The sequence below is a fragment of the Nocardiopsis quinghaiensis genome (assembly GCF_008638365.1).
Lineage (GTDB): Bacteria > Actinomycetota > Actinomycetes > Streptosporangiales > Streptosporangiaceae > Nocardiopsis > Nocardiopsis quinghaiensis.
This window is the reverse complement of record NZ_VWVU01000029.1, coordinates 57,433-77,073: the sequence shown is the minus strand read 5'-3', so window position 1 is coordinate 77,073 and position 19,641 is coordinate 57,433. Positions and strand designations below refer to the sequence as shown.

Annotated in this window: 21 protein-coding genes and 1 tRNA gene; 17 read left to right on the top strand and 5 right to left on the bottom strand. The window is 72.2% G+C overall.

Annotated features, from left to right (window positions below):
- Window positions 1–65: 65 nt before the first annotated feature.
- The 4 genes from FYX01_RS22570 to FYX01_RS22555 are packed head-to-tail and all read left to right on the top strand — an operon-like array spanning window position 66 to window position 3,666.
- Window positions 66–1,175 carry an ABC transporter ATP-binding protein gene (locus FYX01_RS22570; RefSeq protein ID WP_150244606.1) on the top strand — a complete coding sequence of 370 codons (1,110 nt, stop codon included), beginning with the start codon at window positions 66–68 and terminating at the stop codon, window positions 1,173–1,175.
- Window positions 1,157–2,041 carry an ABC transporter permease gene (locus tag FYX01_RS22565; RefSeq protein ID WP_394350500.1) on the top strand — a complete coding sequence of 295 codons (885 nt, stop codon included), beginning with the start codon at window positions 1,157–1,159 and terminating at the stop codon, window positions 2,039–2,041. The genes FYX01_RS22570 and FYX01_RS22565 overlap by 19 nt, the downstream gene beginning before the upstream one ends.
- Complete coding sequence (locus FYX01_RS22560) at window positions 2,029–2,709, top strand: ABC transporter permease (RefSeq protein WP_150244601.1); 681 nt, start codon at window positions 2,029–2,031, stop codon at window positions 2,707–2,709. Before FYX01_RS22565 ends, FYX01_RS22560 begins: the two co-directional genes overlap by 13 nt.
- Before the next feature lie 51 nt (window positions 2,710–2,760).
- Window positions 2,761–3,666 (top strand): ABC transporter substrate-binding protein, encoded by a 906-nt coding sequence (locus FYX01_RS22555; RefSeq protein ID WP_150244598.1) that lies wholly within the window; start codon window positions 2,761–2,763, stop codon window positions 3,664–3,666.
- A 112-nt stretch (window positions 3,667–3,778) separates the two neighbouring features.
- Here FYX01_RS22555 and FYX01_RS22550 read toward each other — a convergent pair whose 3' ends face one another.
- Window positions 3,779–4,237 (bottom strand): flavin reductase family protein, encoded by a 459-nt coding sequence (locus FYX01_RS22550; protein WP_150244668.1) that lies wholly within the window; start codon window positions 4,235–4,237, stop codon window positions 3,779–3,781.
- A gap of 20 nt (window positions 4,238–4,257) precedes the next feature.
- Window positions 4,258–6,003 (bottom strand): signal peptide peptidase SppA, encoded by a 1,746-nt coding sequence (gene sppA, locus FYX01_RS22545; protein ID WP_150244594.1) that lies wholly within the window; start codon window positions 6,001–6,003, stop codon window positions 4,258–4,260.
- Between the two features lie 212 nt (window positions 6,004–6,215).
- Between sppA and FYX01_RS22540 the strand changes: the two genes are divergently transcribed.
- The 4 genes from FYX01_RS22540 (at window position 6,216) to FYX01_RS22525 (ending at window position 11,318) form a co-directional block, all read left to right on the top strand.
- The gene (locus FYX01_RS22540) at window positions 6,216–6,893 is read left to right on the top strand and encodes a hypothetical protein (RefSeq protein ID WP_150244591.1); all 678 of its coding nucleotides are present in this window, start codon (window positions 6,216–6,218) and stop codon (window positions 6,891–6,893) included.
- A gap of 170 nt (window positions 6,894–7,063) precedes the next feature.
- Entirely contained in the window at window positions 7,064–8,404 is a 1,341-nt protein-coding gene (locus tag FYX01_RS22535) for a M16 family metallopeptidase (RefSeq protein WP_150244588.1), read from the top strand.
- Window positions 8,405–8,460: 56 nt separating this feature from the next.
- Window positions 8,461–9,807: a M16 family metallopeptidase gene (locus tag FYX01_RS22530; RefSeq protein WP_150244585.1), complete on the top strand. Its 1,347-nt coding sequence runs from the start codon at window positions 8,461–8,463 to the stop codon at window positions 9,805–9,807.
- 251 nt (window positions 9,808–10,058) lie between these two features.
- Window positions 10,059–11,318, top strand: coding sequence for a serine/threonine-protein kinase (locus FYX01_RS22525; protein WP_394350499.1), 1,260 nt, complete (start codon window positions 10,059–10,061; stop codon window positions 11,316–11,318).
- Between the two features lie 57 nt (window positions 11,319–11,375).
- Here FYX01_RS22525 and FYX01_RS22520 read toward each other — a convergent pair.
- Together FYX01_RS22520 and bcp are read right to left on the bottom strand one after the other, a co-directional pair.
- A tRNA-Leu gene (locus FYX01_RS22520) sits at window positions 11,376–11,450 on the bottom strand.
- Window positions 11,451–11,528: 78 nt separating this feature from the next.
- The gene (gene bcp, locus FYX01_RS22515) at window positions 11,529–12,011 is read right to left on the bottom strand and encodes a thioredoxin-dependent thiol peroxidase (RefSeq protein ID WP_150244578.1); all 483 of its coding nucleotides are present in this window, start codon (window positions 12,009–12,011) and stop codon (window positions 11,529–11,531) included.
- Between the two features lie 311 nt (window positions 12,012–12,322).
- On the opposite strand from bcp, the gene FYX01_RS22510 reads away from it, so the two are divergent.
- Complete coding sequence (locus FYX01_RS22510) at window positions 12,323–13,444, top strand: CDP-alcohol phosphatidyltransferase family protein (protein ID WP_150244573.1); 1,122 nt, start codon at window positions 12,323–12,325, stop codon at window positions 13,442–13,444.
- Window positions 13,445–13,460: 16 nt separating this feature from the next.
- The gene (locus FYX01_RS22505) at window positions 13,461–13,856 is read left to right on the top strand and encodes a DUF3618 domain-containing protein (protein WP_150244571.1); all 396 of its coding nucleotides are present in this window, start codon (window positions 13,461–13,463) and stop codon (window positions 13,854–13,856) included.
- 84 nt (window positions 13,857–13,940) lie between these two features.
- On the opposite strand, the gene FYX01_RS22500 is transcribed toward FYX01_RS22505, so the two are convergent.
- On the bottom strand, window positions 13,941–15,167 hold the full coding sequence (locus tag FYX01_RS22500) for an alanine racemase (RefSeq protein WP_150244568.1): 1,227 nt from the start codon (window positions 15,165–15,167) through the stop codon (window positions 13,941–13,943).
- 168 nt (window positions 15,168–15,335) lie between these two features.
- Here FYX01_RS22500 and purU point away from each other — a divergent pair, with 168 nt between their 5' ends.
- The 7 genes from purU (at window position 15,336) to amaP (ending at window position 19,187) form a co-directional block, all read left to right on the top strand.
- The gene (gene purU, locus FYX01_RS22495; RefSeq protein WP_150244565.1) at window positions 15,336–16,217 is read left to right on the top strand and encodes a formyltetrahydrofolate deformylase; all 882 of its coding nucleotides are present in this window, start codon (window positions 15,336–15,338) and stop codon (window positions 16,215–16,217) included.
- Window positions 16,218–16,600: 383 nt separating this feature from the next.
- Entirely contained in the window at window positions 16,601–17,071 is a 471-nt protein-coding gene (locus tag FYX01_RS22490; protein WP_150244663.1) for an Asp23/Gls24 family envelope stress response protein, read from the top strand.
- 2 nt (window positions 17,072–17,073) lie between these two features.
- Window positions 17,074–17,391 (top strand): hypothetical protein, encoded by a 318-nt coding sequence (locus FYX01_RS22485; RefSeq protein WP_150244562.1) that lies wholly within the window; start codon window positions 17,074–17,076, stop codon window positions 17,389–17,391.
- Window positions 17,392–17,428: 37 nt separating this feature from the next.
- The gene (locus FYX01_RS26335; protein WP_190394443.1) at window positions 17,429–17,602 is read left to right on the top strand and encodes a hypothetical protein; all 174 of its coding nucleotides are present in this window, start codon (window positions 17,429–17,431) and stop codon (window positions 17,600–17,602) included.
- A gap of 16 nt (window positions 17,603–17,618) precedes the next feature.
- Window positions 17,619–17,987: an Asp23/Gls24 family envelope stress response protein gene (locus FYX01_RS22480; protein WP_150244559.1), complete on the top strand. Its 369-nt coding sequence runs from the start codon at window positions 17,619–17,621 to the stop codon at window positions 17,985–17,987.
- Between the two features lies 1 nt (window position 17,988).
- Complete coding sequence (locus FYX01_RS22475) at window positions 17,989–18,594, top strand: DUF6286 domain-containing protein (RefSeq protein WP_150244556.1); 606 nt, start codon at window positions 17,989–17,991, stop codon at window positions 18,592–18,594.
- A 2-nt stretch (window positions 18,595–18,596) separates the two neighbouring features.
- Window positions 18,597–19,187, top strand: a complete 591-nt coding sequence (amaP, locus tag FYX01_RS22470) for an alkaline shock response membrane anchor protein AmaP (RefSeq protein ID WP_150244553.1) — start codon at window positions 18,597–18,599, stop codon at window positions 19,185–19,187.
- The last annotated feature ends 454 nt before the right edge of the window (window positions 19,188–19,641 follow it).

Sequence of the window (19,641 nt, the reverse complement as noted above, 5' to 3'; positions counted from 1 at the left end):
CGTGCGAACGGCCTGTCCCTCGCCACACCCCACTTCCCGGTCCCCGAACGGAGACGACCCGGCCGATGATCACATTCGAGGGCGCAGCCAAGCTCTACCCGGACGGCACGGTGGCCGTCGACGACCTGCACCTCACCGTCGAGACCGGCCAGACCACGGTCTTCGTGGGTCCCTCCGGCAGCGGCAAGACCACGTCGCTGCGGATGATCAACCGCATGGTCGAGCCCACCGGCGGCAGCGTCCTCATCGACGGCCAGGACGTGCGCCGGCGCGATCCGGCCGCGCTGCGCCGCTCCATCGGCTACGTCATCCAGCAGGCGGGGCTCTTTCCGCACCGCACCGTGCGCGACAACATCGCCACCGTGCCCCTGCTGCTGGGCTGGGGACGGGCCGGGGCCAGGGCGCGCGCCACCGAGCTCATGGAGCTGGTCGGTCTCGAACCCTCCCAGGCACGGCGCTACCCCCACCAGCTCTCCGGAGGCCAGCAGCAGCGGGTCGGAGTCGCCCGCGCCCTGGCCGCCGACCCGCCCATCCTGCTCATGGACGAGCCCTTCAGCGCCGTGGACCCCGTCGTACGCGCCAGCCTCCAGGACGAGCTCCTGCGCCTGCAGGAGGATCTGCACAAGACCATCGTCTTCGTCACCCACGACATCGACGAGGCCGTCCGCCTCGGCGACCGCATCGCCGTCTTCCGCCCCGGCGGTCGGCTCGCCCAGTACGACAGCCCCGAGCGCCTCCTGGCCGCGCCCCGCGACGCCTTCGTGGAGTCCTTCGTCGGCTACGACCGGGGCGTGCGGCGCCTGTCGTTCTTCCCCGCCCGGGAGCTGTCGCTGCGCGAGGACGTCGTCTTCGGCGACGGCACCGCCGCGGGCACCGCGGCCGCCTCCATGCGCGGCGAACCGTGGGCGCTGGTGGTCACCGACGACCGGGTGCCCCTGGGATGGGTCGGCGCCGGGCAGCTGGCCCGCGTGCCCGCGGACACCGCCCTGGGCTCACTCGGCCTCGCCCCCTACGGCCACACCTTCGCCGTCGGGACCGACTCCCTGCGCGCCGCCCTCGACGCGGCGGTGCTCTCGCCCGCCGGGCGCGCGGTCGGCGTCGACGCGGCCGGGCGTGTGGTCGGCGTGGTCTCCCAGGACGACCTGGGCACGGCACTGTGGTCGGTGACCGAGTGATCGCCGAGGCCTGGGACTGGGCCGCGCGCGTCACCGAGTGGGGCGTGGCGAACTGGAGCCACCCCGGCGAGTCCGACCGCGGCGTCCTGCCCCGTCTGACCGAGCACATGCGGCTGGCCTACCTGTCCATCCTCATCGGGCTGGTGCTGGCCCTGCCCCTGGGGCTGGCGTGCGCGCGCTGGAGGCCGCTGTACCCGCCGGTGCTGACGGGCGTGAACGTGCTCTACTCGGTGCCCTCGATCGCCTTGTTCTTCCTCATGCTGCCCTACACCGGGTTCAGCGACTGGACGGCCGTCGTGCCGCTGGCCCTGTACACCCTGGTGGTCCTGCTGCCCAACGTGGTGGACGGGCTGCGCCAGGTCCCCGACCACGTCCGCCAGGCCGCCGTCGCGATGGGCTTCGGCCCGCTGCGCCGCCTGGTGTACGTGGAGACGCCGGTGGCCGTGCCGGTGATCATCGCCGGGTTGCGCGTGGCCTCGGTCGCCACCATCAGCATGGTCAGCGTCGCCTCCCTGGTGGGTCTGGGCGGTCTGGGCCAGCTCATCCTCAGCGACGGGTTCCGCCGCCAGTTCGACGCGCCCATCGTCGTGGGCATCGTGCTCACCGTCCTGCTGGCGTTCGTCACCGACGCCGTGCTCGTGCTCGCCCAGCGCCTGCTCACCCCCTGGACGCGCGGGGACGGCGGTGGGGCCGCCCGCCCGCGCCGACGGCGCCGTGCGGCCGTGCCCACCGGGGCCGACGCCGCGTCGGCCTCTGCGGGCACGGTGGGCCCCGAGGCCGCGGACGCCGCACGGGCGCGGTACCCCGTCCGGACCGGACGAGGTCCCGGGTACACGGCGGAGGAGGGGCGGTCATGGACATCCTGACCGACCTGCTCGCGTGGTTCGCCGACCCGGCCCAGTGGACCGGTGGCACGGGCATCCCCGCGCGTACGGGCGAGCACGTCTACTACTCCCTGCTCGGACTGTCGCTGTCCGCCGCCGTCGCCGTCCCCCTGGGACTGGTCACCGGACACACCGGGGTGGGCGGCTTCCTCACCACCAGCCTCGCCAACTTCGCGCGCGCCCTGCCCACCATCGGAGTCCTGTTCCTCATCGTGCTGGCGGCCGGGATCGGGCTCGTCCCGGTCCTGTGCGCGCTGGTGGCGCTGGCCGTCCCGCCGATCCTCGTCAACACCCACGAGGGCGTGCGCGGGGTCGAACCCAGGCTCCGGGACGCCGCGTTCGGCATGGGCATGCGCGGCCACCAGGTGCTGCTGCGGCTCGAACTGCCCGTGGCCGTCCCGCTCATCCTCATCGGGATGCGCACCGCCGCCGTCCAGGTCGTCGCCACCGCGACGATCGCCGCCTACGTGGGAGTGGGCGGCCTCGGACGCTACATCGTCGACGGCCAGGCCCGCCAGGACCTGACGATGATGCTGGGCGGGTCGACGCTGGTGGTGCTGCTCGCGGTGCTCACCACACTCCTGTTCGCCGGGCTGCGGCGCCTCCTCGCCGCACCCGGACCGCGCACCGGCGCCGAGGCGGCACGTTAGGGCGCTCCCCCTCACCCGTCCACGAAGTACTCAGAGAGAAGGTTGGCGAACATGCACAAGAGACTCGCCCTCATCGGGCTCCCCCTGACGGCGGTGCTCCTGACCGCGTGCGGTGGCAGCGACCCCTACGAGGAGGAGGGAGGCGGCGACGCCTCCGGCTCCGGCGAGGTCGTCATCGGCTCCGCGGACTTCCCCGAGAGCACCCTGCTCGCCGAGATCTACGGCCGGGCGATGGAGGCCGAGGGGGTGGACGTCGCCTACCAGCTCAACATCGGCAGCCGCGAGGTCTACTACTCCCAGATCGAGTCCGGGAACCTGTCGGTCTTCCCCGAGTACAACGGCGCGATCCTGGCCCACCTCGACGAGGGGGCGCCCACCGGCGGCGGCGAGGAGACCAACCAGCGGGTGGCGGAGGCGCTGCCCGAGGGCCTGGAGATCCTGGACTCCTCCAGCGCCGAGAACAAGGACTCGGTCACCGTCACCAGCGAGGTCGCCGAGGAGCACGGCCTCGACAGCATCGACGACCTGGCCGACGTCGCGGACGAGATGACCCTGGGCGGCCCGCCTGAGTTCGAGACCCGCCAGCAGGGCGTGGTGGGCCTGGCGGAGGTCTACGGCGTCGAGTTCGGCGAGTTCCGCTCCCTGGACGTGGCGCTGCTGACCCAGGCGCTCCTGGACGGCGACATCCAGGCCGCGAACCTGTTCACCACCGACCCGCAGATCGCGGTGGAGGACTTCGTGGTCCTGGAGGACCCCGAGAACCTGTTCGGCGCCCAGAACATCACCCCGCTGGTCAACGCCGAGCAGGTGGACGACACCGCCCGCGCCGCACTGAACGCGGTGTCGGCCGCGCTCACCACCGACACCCTCACGCAGCTCAACGAGCGCGTGGTCGTCCAGAACGAGAACGCCGCCGACGTGGCCCAGGAATGGCTGGAGCAGGAGGGCCTGGCCTAGGAGGGGCCGGCCCAGGCACCTTCACCGGATGATCCTGCCCCTGGTGGCACTCTCGACCGCCGACGGTGTCACCGGGAGCAGGACCATCGCTGGCGGGCGCCCGGCCGGCGCGTCAGCCCAGCGAGTGGTAGCGGCCCGACCAGCGGACCAGCGCCGCGCCCGTGCCCGTGACCTTGGGCAGCTCCACCACGTCGGCGAAGAAGACCACGTGATCGCCCACCCGGACGCTCTGGCGCACGGAGCACTCCAGCGCCGACAGGGCGTCGTCCAGCACGATCGCGCGGGTCCGCTCGCCCCGGTGGTGGGGCTGGCCGGCCACCAGCAGGCGGGCGCTGGGACGCCCCTCGGCGGCGAAGCGGCCCGCCAGCGCGCGCTGTCCGACGCCCAGCACGTTCACGGCGAAGGCCCCGACCTCCTCGATCACCTCGGCCATGTAGCCCTCGGCGTTCACCCCCACCGACACCACGGGCGGGTCGGCCGACACCGATCCGAACGCGCTGACGGTCGCTCCCACGTCGTCGCGTTCGTCGGCGACGGTCACCACCGCGACCCCGGTGGGCAGCAGCGCCATCGCGTCCAGGTACGGGCCGGTCAACGGACCTCCCAGCTCTCCGGCATCATCAGCGGTCCCCCGGCAGGCAGCCCCATCGCCATGGCCGCGTGCCGCAGGGGACCCCACGCGCCGAGCACGGTCTGCGGTCCCGAGGCGCCCAGGTCCTCGCTCGACTCGTGCGGGCGGATCCGGTCCAGCGGGTGCGCGCGCGGGAAGGCGCGCACCGGCAGCGGTCCCGCGCCGGCCCTCTCCCGGGCCAGCCGCACGGCCGTCTCCAGGCCGCCCAGCTCGTCCACCAGGCCGCGCTCGTGCGCGTCCTGGCCGGTCCACACCCGGCCCCGGGCCACCTCGTCCACCTGCTCGCGGGTCATCCTCCGCGCCTGGGCGACCCGGTCGGTGAAGTCCGCGTAGATCTGGTCCAGCAGCGCGTTGACCCGCTCCCACTCGGACTCGGTGAACGGCCGCTCGGTGTCGAACATGCCCGCGTGCTCACCGGTGCTCACCGAGTCGCTGGTGACCCCGTACCGCTCCAGCAGCCGGCCCAGGACCGGTTTGCCGGTGAGCACCCCGATGGAGCCGGTGAGGGTGCCCGGCTGGGCGACCACCGCGTCGGAGCCCAGGGTCACGTAGTAGCCGCCCGATCCGGCGATGTCGCCCATCGCCGACACCACGGGGATGCCCGCCTGGCTGGTCAGCTCGGTCTCGCGGCGGATGGCGTCGGAGGCGGAGGGCGAACCGCCCCGACTGTCCACGCGGAACACGACCGCCTTGACCTGCGGGTCCTTGCGCGCTGCCCGGAAGGCCGCGGCCACGGTGTCCGAACCCATGACGGTGCCGCCGCCCAGCGGCGAGCGCCGGGTCCGGCCCAGGCTGATCGTCCCGGTCGCCGAGACCAGCGCGATGTATCCGGACCCGCCCCTGACCTGGGGCAGCGGGGGCGGGGTGTGCTTGCGGTGGTAGCGGGTGACGAACTGCAGCTCCGGCTCCACCGACCGGCCGCCGCCCGCGCCGTCCTCGCCGCGCTCCTTCTCCCGCACCTGCTCGAACAGCTCCGAGTAGACTTCGTCCCGGTAGGCCAGCCGGTCGACCAGCCCCTCCTCGACGGCCTCCCCGGCCAGGAACGGGCCGCGCGAGACCAGTGCGCGTACCTCGTCCGCCGTCAGCCCGCGGGCCTCGGCGACCGCCTCGGCCAGCTGGTCGCCCAGCGAGGTGACGATCCGGTCGCTGGCCTCGCGCTGGGCGTCGGTGTACCCGGTCTCGGTGACGCTGTTCAGCGCGTTCTTGTACTCGTGGCGCGCGCCCACCTCGTAGGTGACGTCCAGCCTGTCCAGGGCTCCCTTGACGAAGGTCGTGCGCATGAGCAGGCCGGTCAGGCCGAGCACGCCGGTGGGCGCCATGACCACACGCGAGAACGCGCAGGCCAGGTAGTAGGGCAGGTTCCCCGCGCCGGTCTCACCGAAGGAGTCGGCCCAGGCCACGGCGGGCTTTCCCGTCGCGCGGAAGTCGGCGACGGTGTGGCGCAGCTCCTGGACCTTGGCGAATCCCATCGACCGGGCGTCCACCCGGACCAGCAGTGCCGCCACCCGCGGGTCGCGCGCGCCCCGGCGGATGCCCTCCAGGACGTCGAGGTAGTGCTGTCTGCGCCGGTTCATGATCTGGCTGATCGGGTCTCCGGGGGCCTCGTCGGCGACCCCCTCCGTCAGGTCCAGCTCCAGGACCAGCGGCCCCTGGGGGCGCTGCCGGACGAGGGACAAGGGCTCCGTGATCTTCGCGAGGTCCACCATGGGCCCAGGGTAGTGGCCGCCGGGCCCCGCCGTCGGACACTTCCTCCTCCGTGGCGCCCGGATCCGTCCCGTGCCGTCCCCTTCCCCTCCCGCGAGGGCCGGGGAGTCCGGAACATGTGGGATCGGACGGTGCGCGCCTTGTGTCGGCAAGCGCTAAGGTCAACGGTGTTCTGACCACGGGACGCACGACGGGACGCACGAGAGGACGACGCATGGCGGGCATCCACGGGCGACGGCGACGGGCACGCGGAGCGCGCGCCGCCACGGGAACGGCCGCGGCGGCCGCGGCACTGCTGCTCCTGGCCGCCTGTTCCGGCGGCGGAGGCGGCGAGGTCGAGCTGGAACGCGGTGAGAGCGGTCTCCTTCCCGCGGCGGAGCCCCCGGCGCCGGAGGAGTTCGCCGCCGAGACCATCGAGGGCGTGTCCATCAAGGTCCCCGACGGGTGGCAGACCCGGAACGAGGACGGCGCGCTGTGCCTGAACCCGCCCGGGCAGGCGGCCTGCGGATACGGTTCGGTGCAGCTGACCCCGCACGCGGCCGAGCGGCACCCCCAGAACTGGCCGGCCAAGGACGAGGCCTTCAAGAAGGACGACGGCTGGGCGGCCGGCGACGGAAGCTGCCGCAGCCTCAACACCGCCGCCTCCGGGGGCATCGGGGTGAAGAGCGCGAAGCTGGCGGCCAATCCCGACTTCACCGAGCACGCCGACGGCCTCAAGTCGCACCACACGGTGTGGAAGGTGACGTGCGACAACGACGACACCTTCGAGGTGCGCATGTGGTTCCTGCCCATCAGCGACGTCCTGCTGTACGTGTGGTCCGCCGACTCCCAGTACTCCTCGGTCTACGACGAGATCGCCCTGTCCATGGACACCACCGACTACCAGAGCTGATTCCCCCTCGCACCGGCACCGGTACCGGTCCCTCCGATTGCCGGTTCGGGTGTCCTGGAGGTCCTGCGAGGCCGTAGGGTCGTAGTCGTCACAACAAGGGCCGTTCGCGCGGGAGCCGCCGTGCGGACGTCGGCAGTTCAGACGACGGCGTGAATCGGGGTGCAGCACTGGTGACCACCATCGGAGCGGCGGGACGGGTCGGTCAGTACACGCTCGACAACGGATTGCGTCTGGTGACCGCTTCGGCCTCCACCGGCCAGGTCGCCTCCGTGAACCTGTGGTACGGCGTGGGCTCACGGCACGAGGTCCCCGGGCGCACGGGGTTCGCACACCTCTTCGAGCACCTGATGTTCCAGGGCAGCGGCAACGTCACCAAGGGCGAGCACTTCGAGGAGATCGAGCGGCTCGGCGGCGACATCAACGCCTCCACCTCCAGCGACCGCACGAACTACTTCGAGACGGTCCCCGAGCACGCCCTGGACCGTGCCCTGTGGCTGGAGGCCGACCGCCTGGCGACCCTGCGCGAGGGCATGACCCAGGAGGTCCTGGACAACCAGCGCGACGTCGTCAAGAACGAGCGCCGCCAGCGCTACGACAACCAGCCCTACGGCACCGCGCTGGAGCGCATCCTGCGCCTGGCCTATCCCGAGGGCCACCCCTACCACCACCCGACCATCGGCTCCATGGCCGACCTGGACGCCGCCGACCTCGACTACGTCAAGTCCTTCCACAAGGCCCACTACGGCCCGGACAACTGCGTGCTCACCGTGGTCAGCAACCTCGACCCCGAGGACGTCCTGGCCCGCGTGGAGAAGTTCTTCGGCCCCGTCCCCGCCCGCGACACCGTCCCCGAGGTCCCCGATCCCTCGCTGGACGCCCCGCTGGGCGGCCCGGTCCGCGACTCGGTCACCGAGACCGTGCCCGCCGCCGGGGTGTTCGTCGGCTTCCGCGTCGCCCCCTACGGCGAGCGCGGGTTCGACGTCATGCACCTGGCCTCGGCCGTCCTGGGACAGGGGCAGGGCAGCCGCCTGTACCGGTCCCTGGTGGTGGACCGCCCCATCGCCGCCGACGACGGCGGGGCCGCCGCCGACATCCTGCCGTTCCGCTACACCGACAGCCTCATGCTGGTGAACATGCTCGCCCGCGAGGGTGTCAGCGGCGACGTGCTGGAGACGGCCATGCGCGAGGAGATCGGCAAGCTCGCCGCCGGCGTCACCGAGGAGGAGATGGACCGGGCGCGCGCCGTCCTGGAGCGCGACCACCTGCAGTCCATCGCCAGCCCCTCCGGGCTGGCCGACAGCATCAGCAGCTGCACCCAGCTGTTCGACGACCCCGAGCTGGCCTACACCTGGCCCCGGCGCTGGGACGACATCACAGCCGAGGAGGTGCGGGCCGCGGCCGAGCGCCTGCTGGTCGACGACAACATGCTCGTCGTCCGCTTCGACCCCGAGGAGCCCCAGGCCGCCGAGGCCGCCGGGGCCGACACCGTGGCGGACGCCTCCGACGCCTGACGCGCCCGTCCACCCCCTGGTCCTGTTCCCGCAAGCCTCAGAAAGAGCCGCAGAGCATGCCGCAGACCCGCCCGGACCTCGGTGCCGCAGCGTCCTACACCTTTCCCAAGCCCCGCCGCGTCACCGTCGGCGGCGGCACGGTCGTCGCCGTCGACGTGCCCGGCCAACAGCTCGTCTCCCTCCGACTGGTCCACCCCCACGGCGCCGCCGCCGAGCCGCTCGACGCCATGGGCGTCAGCATGCTCACCAGCGAGGTCCTGGAGGACGGCCCCGACGGCAACAGCTCCCTGGCGCCGGCCCTGGAGCGCTACGGCGCCGAGTGGGTCTCCCGCGTCAACTGGGACGGTTTCGTCACCGGCCTGGACGCTCCCGCCAGCCGCTTGGGTGAGGCGGTCCGCCTGTTCGCCGACGCGGTGCGCCGGCCCGCGCTCGCCCCCGACGACATCGTCCGCCGCCGTGACCAGCTGCTGGAGCGGTTCTGGCTGGAGGCCGCCTCGGCCAGCACCCTGGCGATGCGCAGCCTGGGCGGACAGCTGTTCACCGGCCGCTACGCCACGCCGCTCGCGGGCGGTCCGGTGAAGCTGGCCGACGTCACCCCCGAGACCGTGGCGGCCTTCCACGCCGGCTCCGTCGCCTCCGTCGCCGGGACCCTCGTGGTCGTCGGCGACCTCACCGGGGTCGACCTGGAGGAGCTGGGCAAGACCGTGTTCGGCGACGCCCCGGCCGTGTCGGCGGGGGAGCCCGCCACGCCCGCGCCGCCGCCCGGCGAACTGCCCCGCCTCCTGATCGTGGACCGTCCCGGTTCCGTCCAGTCGGCCCTGGTCATCGCGCACCGCGCCCCCTCCCGCTCGCAGGTGGACCTGCCGCGGGCCGAGGGCATCAGCGAGGTCCTGGGCGGAATGTTCACCTCCCGGCTCAACATGGAGCTGCGCGAGCGCCTCGGCTACACCTACGGCGCCGGAACCCGGTTCGACCTGCGCCGCGACAGCGGGGTGTTCTTCATGAGCACCCAGGTGGAGGCGGACACCACCGCCCACTCGGTCACCTCCTCGCTGGAGCAGATCAACAAGCTCCGCGAGTCCGGTGTCACCGAGGAGGAGCTGTCCGCCGTGCGCGACTCCAACACCGTGGGCCTTCCGGTCAGCTACGCGACGGCGCGCGCCATGGCGGGCGCCCTGGTCGACATGGTCGTGCACGACCTGCCCGAGGACCACGTGGACCGTGTCCGGGCCGGGTACGAGAGGCTCACCAAGGAGTCCCTGGACAGCGCCGCCACCGAGTACCTGCACCCCGAGGAGTCGGTCGTGGTGGTCGTCGGCGACGCGGAGCGCCTCCGCCAGCCGCTCACCGACACCGGGGTCGGCCCGGTCGAGGTGCGCACCCCCGAATCCCTCTGGTCCTGAAGCCCCGCGGGTGCGCGGGTACCGTTCCCGCGCACCCGTTCCCGCCTCCCACCAGGGACGGGAGCACTCGGATGAGAGCTACGTCACTGCATGCGCGGGTTTTCGCTGGACATAACGAAAGCGAACCTATGTGTCCGTGATATGGCAACCACCAGCATGCAACCGGCATCCTGCTGGTATAACGAGTGATCCGTGCACCTACATGGTGACAGCGACCGCAATGCTCCGCAGGAGGCCACCATGGCCCGTGAATGGACCCGTGGATAACCGTGTCCTCCCTAGACAACCCCCACGCACAGCGACCCGAGGCGTCGCGGTCCTCGGCGCGCCCGGAGACGACCGACGTGGCCGACTCCGGACCTGAGGGACGCCTGCTCAAGGGGCGCTACCAACTGGTGTCGGAGATCGCCCGGGGCGGTGTCGGCACCGTCTGGCGCGCCACCGACCTGGTCATCGACCGCGAGGTGGCCGTCAAGGAGTTGCGCCTGCCCGCGGACCTGAGCCGCTCCGAGCGCGAGTCGCTCCTGCAGCGCACCACCCGTGAGGCCCGCGTCGCCGGGCGCCTGACCCACCCCAGCCTCGTCACCGTCCTGGACGTCGTGGACGAGGACGACCGCCCCTGGATCATCATGGAGCTGGTGGAGGCCTCCACCCTGGAGGAGCTCATCCAGGTGGGCGGCCCGCTGCCCTACCAGCGCGTGGCCGAGATCGGCCTGCAGCTCATCGACGCCCTCAAGGTCGCGCACGCCGAGGGCATCGTGCACCGCGACGTCAAGCCCGACAACGTGATGATCAGCCATACCGGACGGGTGGTGCTGACCGACTTCGGGCTGGCCGCCTGGAACGGCGAGTCGGCGCTGAGCGCCTCGGGCCGCATCATCGGTTCCCCGGCCTACATCCCGCCGGAGCGGGCCAAGGCGGGCCCGGTCGGTCCGGAGTCGGACCTGTGGTCCCTGGGCGCCACCCTGTACGCGGCGGTGGAGGGGTACCCGCCCTACGACCGCAAGGGCTACATCAAGATCCTGCGCCAGGAGCAGCTGGACGAGCCCGCCGAGGCGGCCAACGCGGGCCCGCTGGCCCCGGTACTGGCCGGGTTGCTCAGGGTCGAGCCGTCGGAGCGCCTGACCGCCGAGAACGCCACCAAGATGCTGCGGATCGCGGCGCTGGCCCCGTGGGCGCCCGAGACGAGCCCGGAGACGGCCGCCAAGGGCACCGCCAAACCCGCCGAGCCCCGTCCCGAGGGCGAGGAGGAGGACCGGGAGTCGGCCCGCGAGCACTTCCGTGCGGGCGCGCACGTACTGGCCGAGTCCATCAACGAGCGGCTGCGCAACAGCCCCGAGGCGATGAACTCGATCATGACGTCCATCCGCGACTCCACGGACACGCTGGGGCTGACCAGCTCGGGCAGGCACGCCGAGAAGAGCCGGATGCCGGTGGTCGCCGTCGCCGCGGTCGCCCTCGGCGTGGTGCTGCTGCTGGCCGTCATGCTGTGGGCGCTGCTGGGCCGCTAGGGGAAGCACGAAGGCCCGTGGCCGGGGCGTGAATCCCCGGACAGCGGGCCTGCTCGGTAGGGCCGGCGGGATTCGAACCCGCACTGTACAGCACCTAAAGCTGCCGTCTCCTGCCGGTTGGACTACGGCCCCGTGGAGACAACTGTACCGGTGTCCGGACCGGACCCGGCCGCCAGGGCTCGTCCGGCCGGGTCGGGCCCGGTGCGTGTGTCAGACGCCCAGTTCCCTCTTGACACGGTCGACGTGGCCGGTGGCCTTCACGTTGTGGAAGGCCTTCTCCACCCTGCCGTCGGTGCCCACGACGACCGTGGAGCGGATGACGCCCTGGACGACGCGGCCGTAGTTCTTCTTCTCCCCGTACGCGCCGTAGGCACGCAGTGTGTCCTTGTCCGGGTCGCCGAGCAGGGTGAAGGTCAGCCCCTCCTTGTCCCGGAACGCGGCGAGCTTGTCGCTGCCGTCCGGGGAGACGCCCAGCACGGTGAACCCGGCGGAGTCGAACTCGCGCAGGTTGTCGCGGAAGTCGCAGGCCTCCGTGGTGCACCCGGGGGTCATGGCCGCGGGGTAGAAGTACAGGACGACGCGCTTGCCGGTGGAGGCCAGTACCTCGCTCAGGGTGACGGGCTTGCCGTCGGCGTCGTCGAGGGTGAAGTCGGGCGCCTGGTCGCCGGGCTCCAGACGGATCGGGTCGCTCACGTGGTGTTCCCCTCTGCTCACGGGCGGGGCGGATGCGGCCCCGCCGACTCTCGTCCCCAACCCTAGCGTCCCGTGGATTGACGCTTCGTGGGTTGTGCCAGGCTGGGGGGACGGTCTTCGGTTGCGATTCCGGTTCGGTTCGTCCGCATCGGGAGTGACCAGCGGTGTGATCACCTATTGTTGACGCACCTGGCCTTTCGGCCGGCCCCCGGCGGCGCCTGCCGCGCGCACCGGGACTCCGCGCCGTTGGCGGTGCCCGGAGCTCGCCGGACCGGAACATATCCGCTTCGCTGTGGGGAGTATTGGCGACGATGCCCGCATTCACACTCGACGAGGTCAGGGCACGGACCTTCAAGGAGCGCGACTCCTGGTGGACGGTCTACCTCGTGGACCCGGTCGCGGTCCGGCTCGTTCGCCTCCTGGCCAACCGGACCTCGGTCACACCCAACCAACTGACGGTGGTCGCGCTGTTCCTGGGACTCGGGGCGGCCGTCTGCTTCTCCCTGGGTTACCGCCAGTTCCTCGCCCTGGGCGCGCTGCTGTACTTCCTGTGCTTCCTCGTGGACTGCGTGGACGGCAAGCTGGCCCGGCTCACCGGCTCCGAGTCGCTGTTCGGGGCGTGGATGGACTACGTCTCCGACCGGTTCCGGGTGCTGGTGTGCGTGGTCGCCCTCATGGGCGGACAGTACGTGGTGGCCGCGGACGCCTCCGACGACGGCGGGCCGGTGTGGTTCGTGTGGCTGGCCCTGGCCGTGGTGTTCCTGGACATGCTGCGCTACCTCAACGCGCTCCAGGTCTACAAGGTGCGCCGGGAGATGCGCTCGCACCTGGCCGCCGCCCTGGAGCGCGCCCGCGCGACCCTGTCGATGCTGGAGCCGGAGGAGGACGACACCGGCTCCGCCACCGGGGCGGGCGGACGCACGATGAGCGACGGCGGCGAACAGGCGGTGCTGCGGCACGGCATCGGCGTGTTGGAGCAGATCCTGCACAGCCAGAACGAGCGTGAGGCGCGCAACCAGCGCACGGCGGGCAAGCAGCCCGACCTCACCCTGCCCAAGGTGGACCTGCACCAGGAGTTCCGGGACCGCTTCCCCTGGTACCAGCGGTTCTGGGCGGCGCTCAACATTCGGCGTGTGCGCACCCACCTGGTCGGCGGCATCGAGTTCCAGATGGCGGTGTTCGTCATCTCTCCGCTGGCGGTCGCGGTCTTCGCGGTGCCGTCCCTGATTGGATGGATTACCGCCGTGGCGGGCGTTTTGCTCCTCGCTTTCGAGATCGCCATCATCTATAAACTGTGGTTGTCCACGCGGGACTTCTTCCGTGTGGTCGACGGAATCGACAGCGCGCTGAGGTTCTCCGGCCCGTCCGACGGCGCGGAGGAGGAGAGTCGGGACACCGACTCGGGCACGGGATCTCAGACGAGCCTGCGCTAGTGGAGAGAGGCACCCTATGACGGGACGCGACACCGAACCGCGCCAGACCCCTGCGGACGTCGAGGCGGAGATCAACCGTGAGCAGCGGCGGCTCGCCGAGACCCTGGACCGGCTGAGCGTGCGGGCCCGGCCCGCCAACATCGCCCGGAGGCAGATGGGAAGGGCCCGCGAGCGCGGTGCCCGGATCGTCGACGAGGCGCGTGCCCTGGTGGTCGGCGGTGGAGCGGTGCGGGTGGAGAGCCGTCCCGTGGAGCCCGTGGAGGGGAGCATCGTCGTCAAGGGTGACAACGAGGTCCTCACCACCTACCAGTCGCGGGGGCAGCTCCCCCCGGAGGCCGTGATCCTCGCGGTCGGCGTCGGCGCGGTCCTCGCCGCCGGCGTGGTGGCCTGGGCGGTGCGCCGCGGGAGGTAAGGCCCACGGCGGACGGAGAGGAGGGGCCCGCGCGATGTGCGCGGTCCCCTCCTCCGGTGTGTGGGCCCCGGGCCACGCCACGCCCTAGAGGAAGGTCCGCCCCTCGCCCCGGTAGGTGGGAACGGCGCCCGCGTACTCGCCGGTGTCGGAGTCGACCAGGTGCAGGGTGTCGAAGCGCTCGCACAGCTCTCCCGCCTTGGCGTGGCGCATCCACACCCGGTCGCCGACCGACAGGCCGTCGGCCGCGGCTCCGAGCAGGGGCGTCTGCACCTCGCCCGCGCCCTCGGTGGAGCTGTAGGACAGCCCGGCGGGCAGGTGGGGGAGCGGGGCGCGGTGGGCGTTCACCGGTCCGGAGGCCGGGTAGCCGCCGCCGAGGGCGGTGGCCACACCCGGAGCCGGGCGTCGGACCACCGGCAGCGCGAACAGGGCGGCGGGGCGGCCGTCGAAGGACCGGTAGTGGTCGAACAGGTGCGGGTGGTAGAGCCCCGAACCCGCCGCCAGCTCGGTCACGGCCCTCTCCCTGCCGGTGGTGTGCAGGCTGCCGGTACCGCCGCCGTTGACGAAGCGCAGGTCGGCGACGGCGCGGACGGCGCGCACGATCGCGGCCCTGCGCCGGGCCAGTTCCAGGGCGGACCGGCGCTGGACGGCGCGCAGGAGGCGTCCGTAGAGGGGCCTGCCGGGCGGGGCGTCGCCCAACCCGGCGATCTGGCCCTCGTAGGCCATGATCCCGTCCAGCTCCAGCTCGGGCCGGGCCACGACGGCGCGGGCGAGTGCGGCGGCCTGTGCGGGGGTGCGCACGGGGGAGCGGTAGGCGCCCACGCGTGCGCGCGGTCCCAGCGGCTGCCAGCTGGTGTCGATGTCCAGGCACACCCGGATCGGCGGCGCGTCGGGGCCGCGGGAGCCGGAGGCTTCGGCGACGGCGGCGCTGACCAGGTCCAGGTGGGCGGTGTCGTCCACCATCAGGGTGATGGAGCGGGCGGCGCCGGGGTCGAGGACGAGCCGGGCCAGGGCCCGCCGGTCGACCGTGGGGTAGGCCACGAGGACGTCGTCGCCCACCGGGCGGTCCCCGGTGGCCAGCCACAGTGCCTCGGGCAGCGTGAAGGCCATGATCCCCGCGTAGCCGGGCAGGGAGAGGACGGTGCGCAGCAGTTCGCGGCTGCGCACGGACTTGCTGGCGACCCGGACGGGTTTGCCGTGGGCGCGGCGGGTCAGCGCGGTCGCGTTGGCGCGGAAGGCGGCCAGGTCGACCATGGCGAAGGGGGCGTCGAGCCCGTGGGTTGCGGCCTCGTACGTCTCGCGCAGGCTTGTCATGTCCTGAGAATGCCAGAACATGAATACTTTTCATATTCCCCGAGTGGATGACCGCCCTCCCGCGCGCCCGCCGGGCGGCACGGGGCGGGCTCCCCGCGGCTGCGCGGGGGCCGATATCCTGGGGCGTCACGGCTGATCAGCCGTCCGACCCCGGGAGTGGTTCTTTCCATGAGTGAGCGTGAGTACGTCCTGACCCTTTCGTGCCCCGACAGCCGGGGCATCGTCGCCGCTGTGGCCAACCTGCTGTCCGACCACGGTTGCAACATCACCGAGAGTCAGCAGTACGGCGACCACTACACGGCACGCTTCTTCCTGCGGATGCAGTTCGTGGCCGAGCGGGGACCCGGCGGCGTGGTGGGGGAGGACGTCCTGCGCGGAGCCTTCGCGGCGCTGGCGGGCGGTTTCGGCGGCGGCGACTCGTTCGTGGAGTGGACCCTCGCGCCCCGCGACGTGCGCCCGCGCGTGATCGTGATGGTGTCCAGGTTCGGCCACTGCCTCAACGACCTGCTCTACCGCCAGCGCAGCGGCCTGCTGGACGTGGACATCGCCGCCGTGATCTCCAACCATCCGGACCTGGAGTTCCTCGCCGACTCCTACGGCGTGGACTTCCACCACCTGCCGGTCAGCGCCGGGACCAAGCAAGAGCAGGAGGCGCGGCTGCTGGAGCTGGTCGACTCCTACGACGTGGACCTGGTCGTCCTGGCCCGCTACATGCAGGTGCTCTCCGAGCAGCTGTGCGCCAAGATGTCCGGCCGGATCATCAACATCCACCACTCCTTCCTGCCCAGCTTCAAGGGCGCCCGCCCCTACCACCAGGCCCACGCGCGCGGTGTGAAGCTGATCGGCGCGACCGCCCACTACGTCACGGCCGACCTCGACGAGGGCCCGATCATCGAGCAGGAGGTGTCCCGGGTGGACCACACGCACAGCCCGGAACAGCTCACGGCGATCGGCCGGGACCTGGAGTCGGTGGCGCTGGCGCGCGCGGTCAACTGGCACGCGCAGCGCCGTGTCCTGCTCAACGGGGACAAGACGGTCATCTTCGGCTGACCGCGGCTGCGGGGCCGCCCGCGGAAAGTGGGTTTCGGACAGAGAGGGGCGCCTTCGGGCGCCCCTTGCGTTTTCTTGCTCCGGAAGGTTCCCGGCACTTCTTTGGGGCAGGAATGAGGGTGCCGGTGCCTACTCTGACCAGCGAAACATTGCTTTAGGTTTCTTGTCGGCTACTCACTGTGCGTATATGGTGTGATCAGTGAGAAACCTTCCAGCTGTTCGGGCGGCTGAATGTGGGGGTTTCGGTCCGACACCTGGGGGCGTGCCTTCCAGGTGAGGGGCACGGACATGGGCGGAGAGCGCGCCGACGGGGGCGGTGACGCCTTCGAAAGCCGGGGCCGCGACCGCGGACCGCACACTGCGTAGGGGGACCAGTGACGGAGATGAAGGCCGAAACCAAGGTGCCGGGAGCCCGTGAGGCGGGCCGGACGGGTCGGGGCGACTCCTCGCGCGAGGAGGGCGGCCACACACAGATCGCGGACGGAGTGGTCGCCAAGATCGCCGGAATGGCCGCGCGCGAGATCGGCGGCGTCCACGCCATGGGCGGCGGGACCGCGCGTGCCGTCGGCGTCGTCAGGGACGCCGTGACCAGGGGAGGCGACAGCGGGTCGGTGGCACGGGGGGTCTCGGTCGAGGTGGGCGAGCGCCAGGCCGCCGTCGACATCGACCTGGTCGTCGAGTACGGCGCCGCCATCCAGGACCTGGCCACGGCCGTGCGGCGCAACGTCACCACGGCGGTGGAGCGCATGACCGGCCTGGAGGTCGCCGAGATCAACATCAGGGTGGACGACATCCACCTGCCCGACGAGGACGGCGAAGACGAGGGCGGCGGCTCCGCGCCCCGGGTCCAGTGACCGTGGGCACCGGCGAGGATCCGGGCGAGGTGGCCCGGCGACTGGTCCGGGAGGCCGAGGGCCTCCCGGACGTGGTGGGGCTGTCGTCCGGCGGGTTCGGGACGCTGACCACTCCCGTCCCCGGCGGGCGGGTCCGCGGGGTGGCGGTGCGCGCCGACAGTGTCGAGGTCGGCCTCGTGGTCCGCTTCGGGAGGCCCCTGCCGGAGGTCGCCGCCGAGGTACGCCGGGCCCTGGTCCCGTTCGCCGGAGGCCGCACCGTCCACATCTCCGTGGAGGACGTGGTCGCGGGCCTGGGAGAGGACATCCGCGCGGGCGGTTGAGGAAGAAGCACCAGAGGCTGGACAAGAGGGGGAAGCCATGTGGCCCATCGTTGGGCTGTCCTACGGGACGGTGCTGGGGCTCGCCGCCGCGTTCGGCGGGTTCACGGCCTTCGCGCTGGTCCTGATCCTGGGCCTGGCGGGGTACGTCGCCGGCCGGGCGGTGGCGGGCGAGATCGACCTCACCGCGGTATTCGCGCGGCGCTCCGCCTGAGATGCGCGGCGCGGACGTGGCCGGGACAGGGACCGACACGGTCCCCCGGCAGAGGAGGTATCCGGACGGCGCGCCGGGCGGCGCCCACGGCGTGGGCGGACGCGACCCGGGCGGCCGTACCGTCATCGAGCACGACGTGGTCGAGAAGGCCGCCGCGCAGGCGGTCCGGGAGGTCCCCGGAGCGCTGCTGGCCCGGTCGCGCGGGACACGCGCCAGAATCAGCGGCGAGATCATCCTGCTGCGGCTGAGGGTGGGCGTCCACTACCCGCACTCCGCCCGCGAGGTCGCCGCGCGGGTGCGCGGACACGTCAGGCAGAGGGTCGAGCGGATCACCGGTAAGCGGATCCGCCACATCGACATCGAGATCGCGGAGTTGGTGCGCTGACATGACCACTGTGGAAGAGGTGCTCGGACGCCCCGACCAGGGCGTCGACCGCCGGGCCAGGCGGGTGGCCGTCCACACGTTCCGTCCGCGGCGGTCCTGGCCGGCGGTGATCACGGGCGTCGTGATCCTCGTCGTGGCCGTCGTGGCCGCCGCCGAGGTGATCTCGGCGCTGGCGGGCAGCCCGCTGCGGCTGATCCCGGTCGACGCCGCCACCGGGTACGCCTCTACCGCGACCTGGTCGACGCCTTCGGTGCAGATCGCCTCGGCCGTCCTGGCGCTGATCGGACTGGCCCTGATCGTGGCCGCGCTGGCCCCCGGACGGGGCCGCTGGACGGCGCTGCGCACCGACGACCCCGCCCTGGTGGTGGGGTTGACCCGGCCCGCGCTGCGCCGCGCTGTGAGCGCCGCCGCCCGGGACGTCAGCGGGGTCGACGACGCGCACGTGACGGTGCGCGGCAACAGGATCCGGGTGCACGTGCGCACCGGGATGCGCGAGTCGGCGGAACTGCCCGCCGAGGTGACCGCGGCCGTGGAGCGGCGGTTGGAGGAGTTGGCGCCGCTGCGCAGCATGCGGATCGCCACCCACGTGCGGTACGCGGAAGGGTGACCATGACTGGGGACAGGGCGCGCAGGTCGGCACGGGGGAACCGGTGGGGGCTGGCGGTCGTGGGCACGGTGCTGCTCGCCGTCGGACTGGCGTCGCTGGCCGTCGGAGTCGGCCTGTTCGGCCCGGGCCTGGCCGATAGCGCGCTGCTCAGCCCCCCGGTCCGGGAGGCGCTCGGTCAGCAGTGGGTGCCCTACGTGGCGGTCGCGGCGGCCCTCGTCGCGGCTTTCCTGGCACTGCGCTGGCTGATGGCACAGGGGTTCAACGACACGGTGGGACGTCTGGTCCTGGAGCGCGGAGACGAGGGCCGGGTGGAGATGTCCGAGAGCGTGGCGCGCGGCGCCCTGGAGGAGGAGGTCGCCGACTACCCGGGGGTGCGCCGCGTCCGCGCGCGGCTGACCGAGTCCACCGACGCACCGCACCTGCGGTTGGCGCTGACCCTGGACGAGGACGCGGACGTGGCCGGCGTGTGGCGGCGGGTGCGCTCGGAGGCACTGGCGAACCTGCGGCGGGCGCTCGACCTGGAACAGGTGCCCGCGGTCGTGCGGATGTCGATGACGGCACCGGCCAAGAACCCCCGTCGCAGCCTGGCCTGACCGTTCGGGGAGCCGGACCGGTCAGCGGTTCAGCGGACCGGCCCGGGTTCCCCGGCGCGCGCACCGGCCTGGGACCGCGGGTCCGACTCCGACAGCACCAGCGGCTCGGTCTCCCGTCTTCGGAATACCTGTTCGCGGGACACACCGAAATCTCCATCGGCCGTAGTAGACATGTGTTTCCAGTGCTGCTAGATTTCTTCTCGTAGCCACAGAGATCCACGAGTGGACCACCGGATACGCCGGTGGGGAGCGGTACCGGTGTCCCGCCCGCACGGGGGACACGGCAGTACGAGGAAACGCACGCAGTGAGGTCGAGAGGAGCAGTCGCCATCAGGATCGCCCGGGTGTGGGGATGTTCCGCTCGGGTACCGCAGGCCCCGGTTCGGAAGTAGGTGGTCCACGGTCACACAACCGCGATCCCCGCGATCCCGTCCCAGCTTGACCTCGGGAAGCG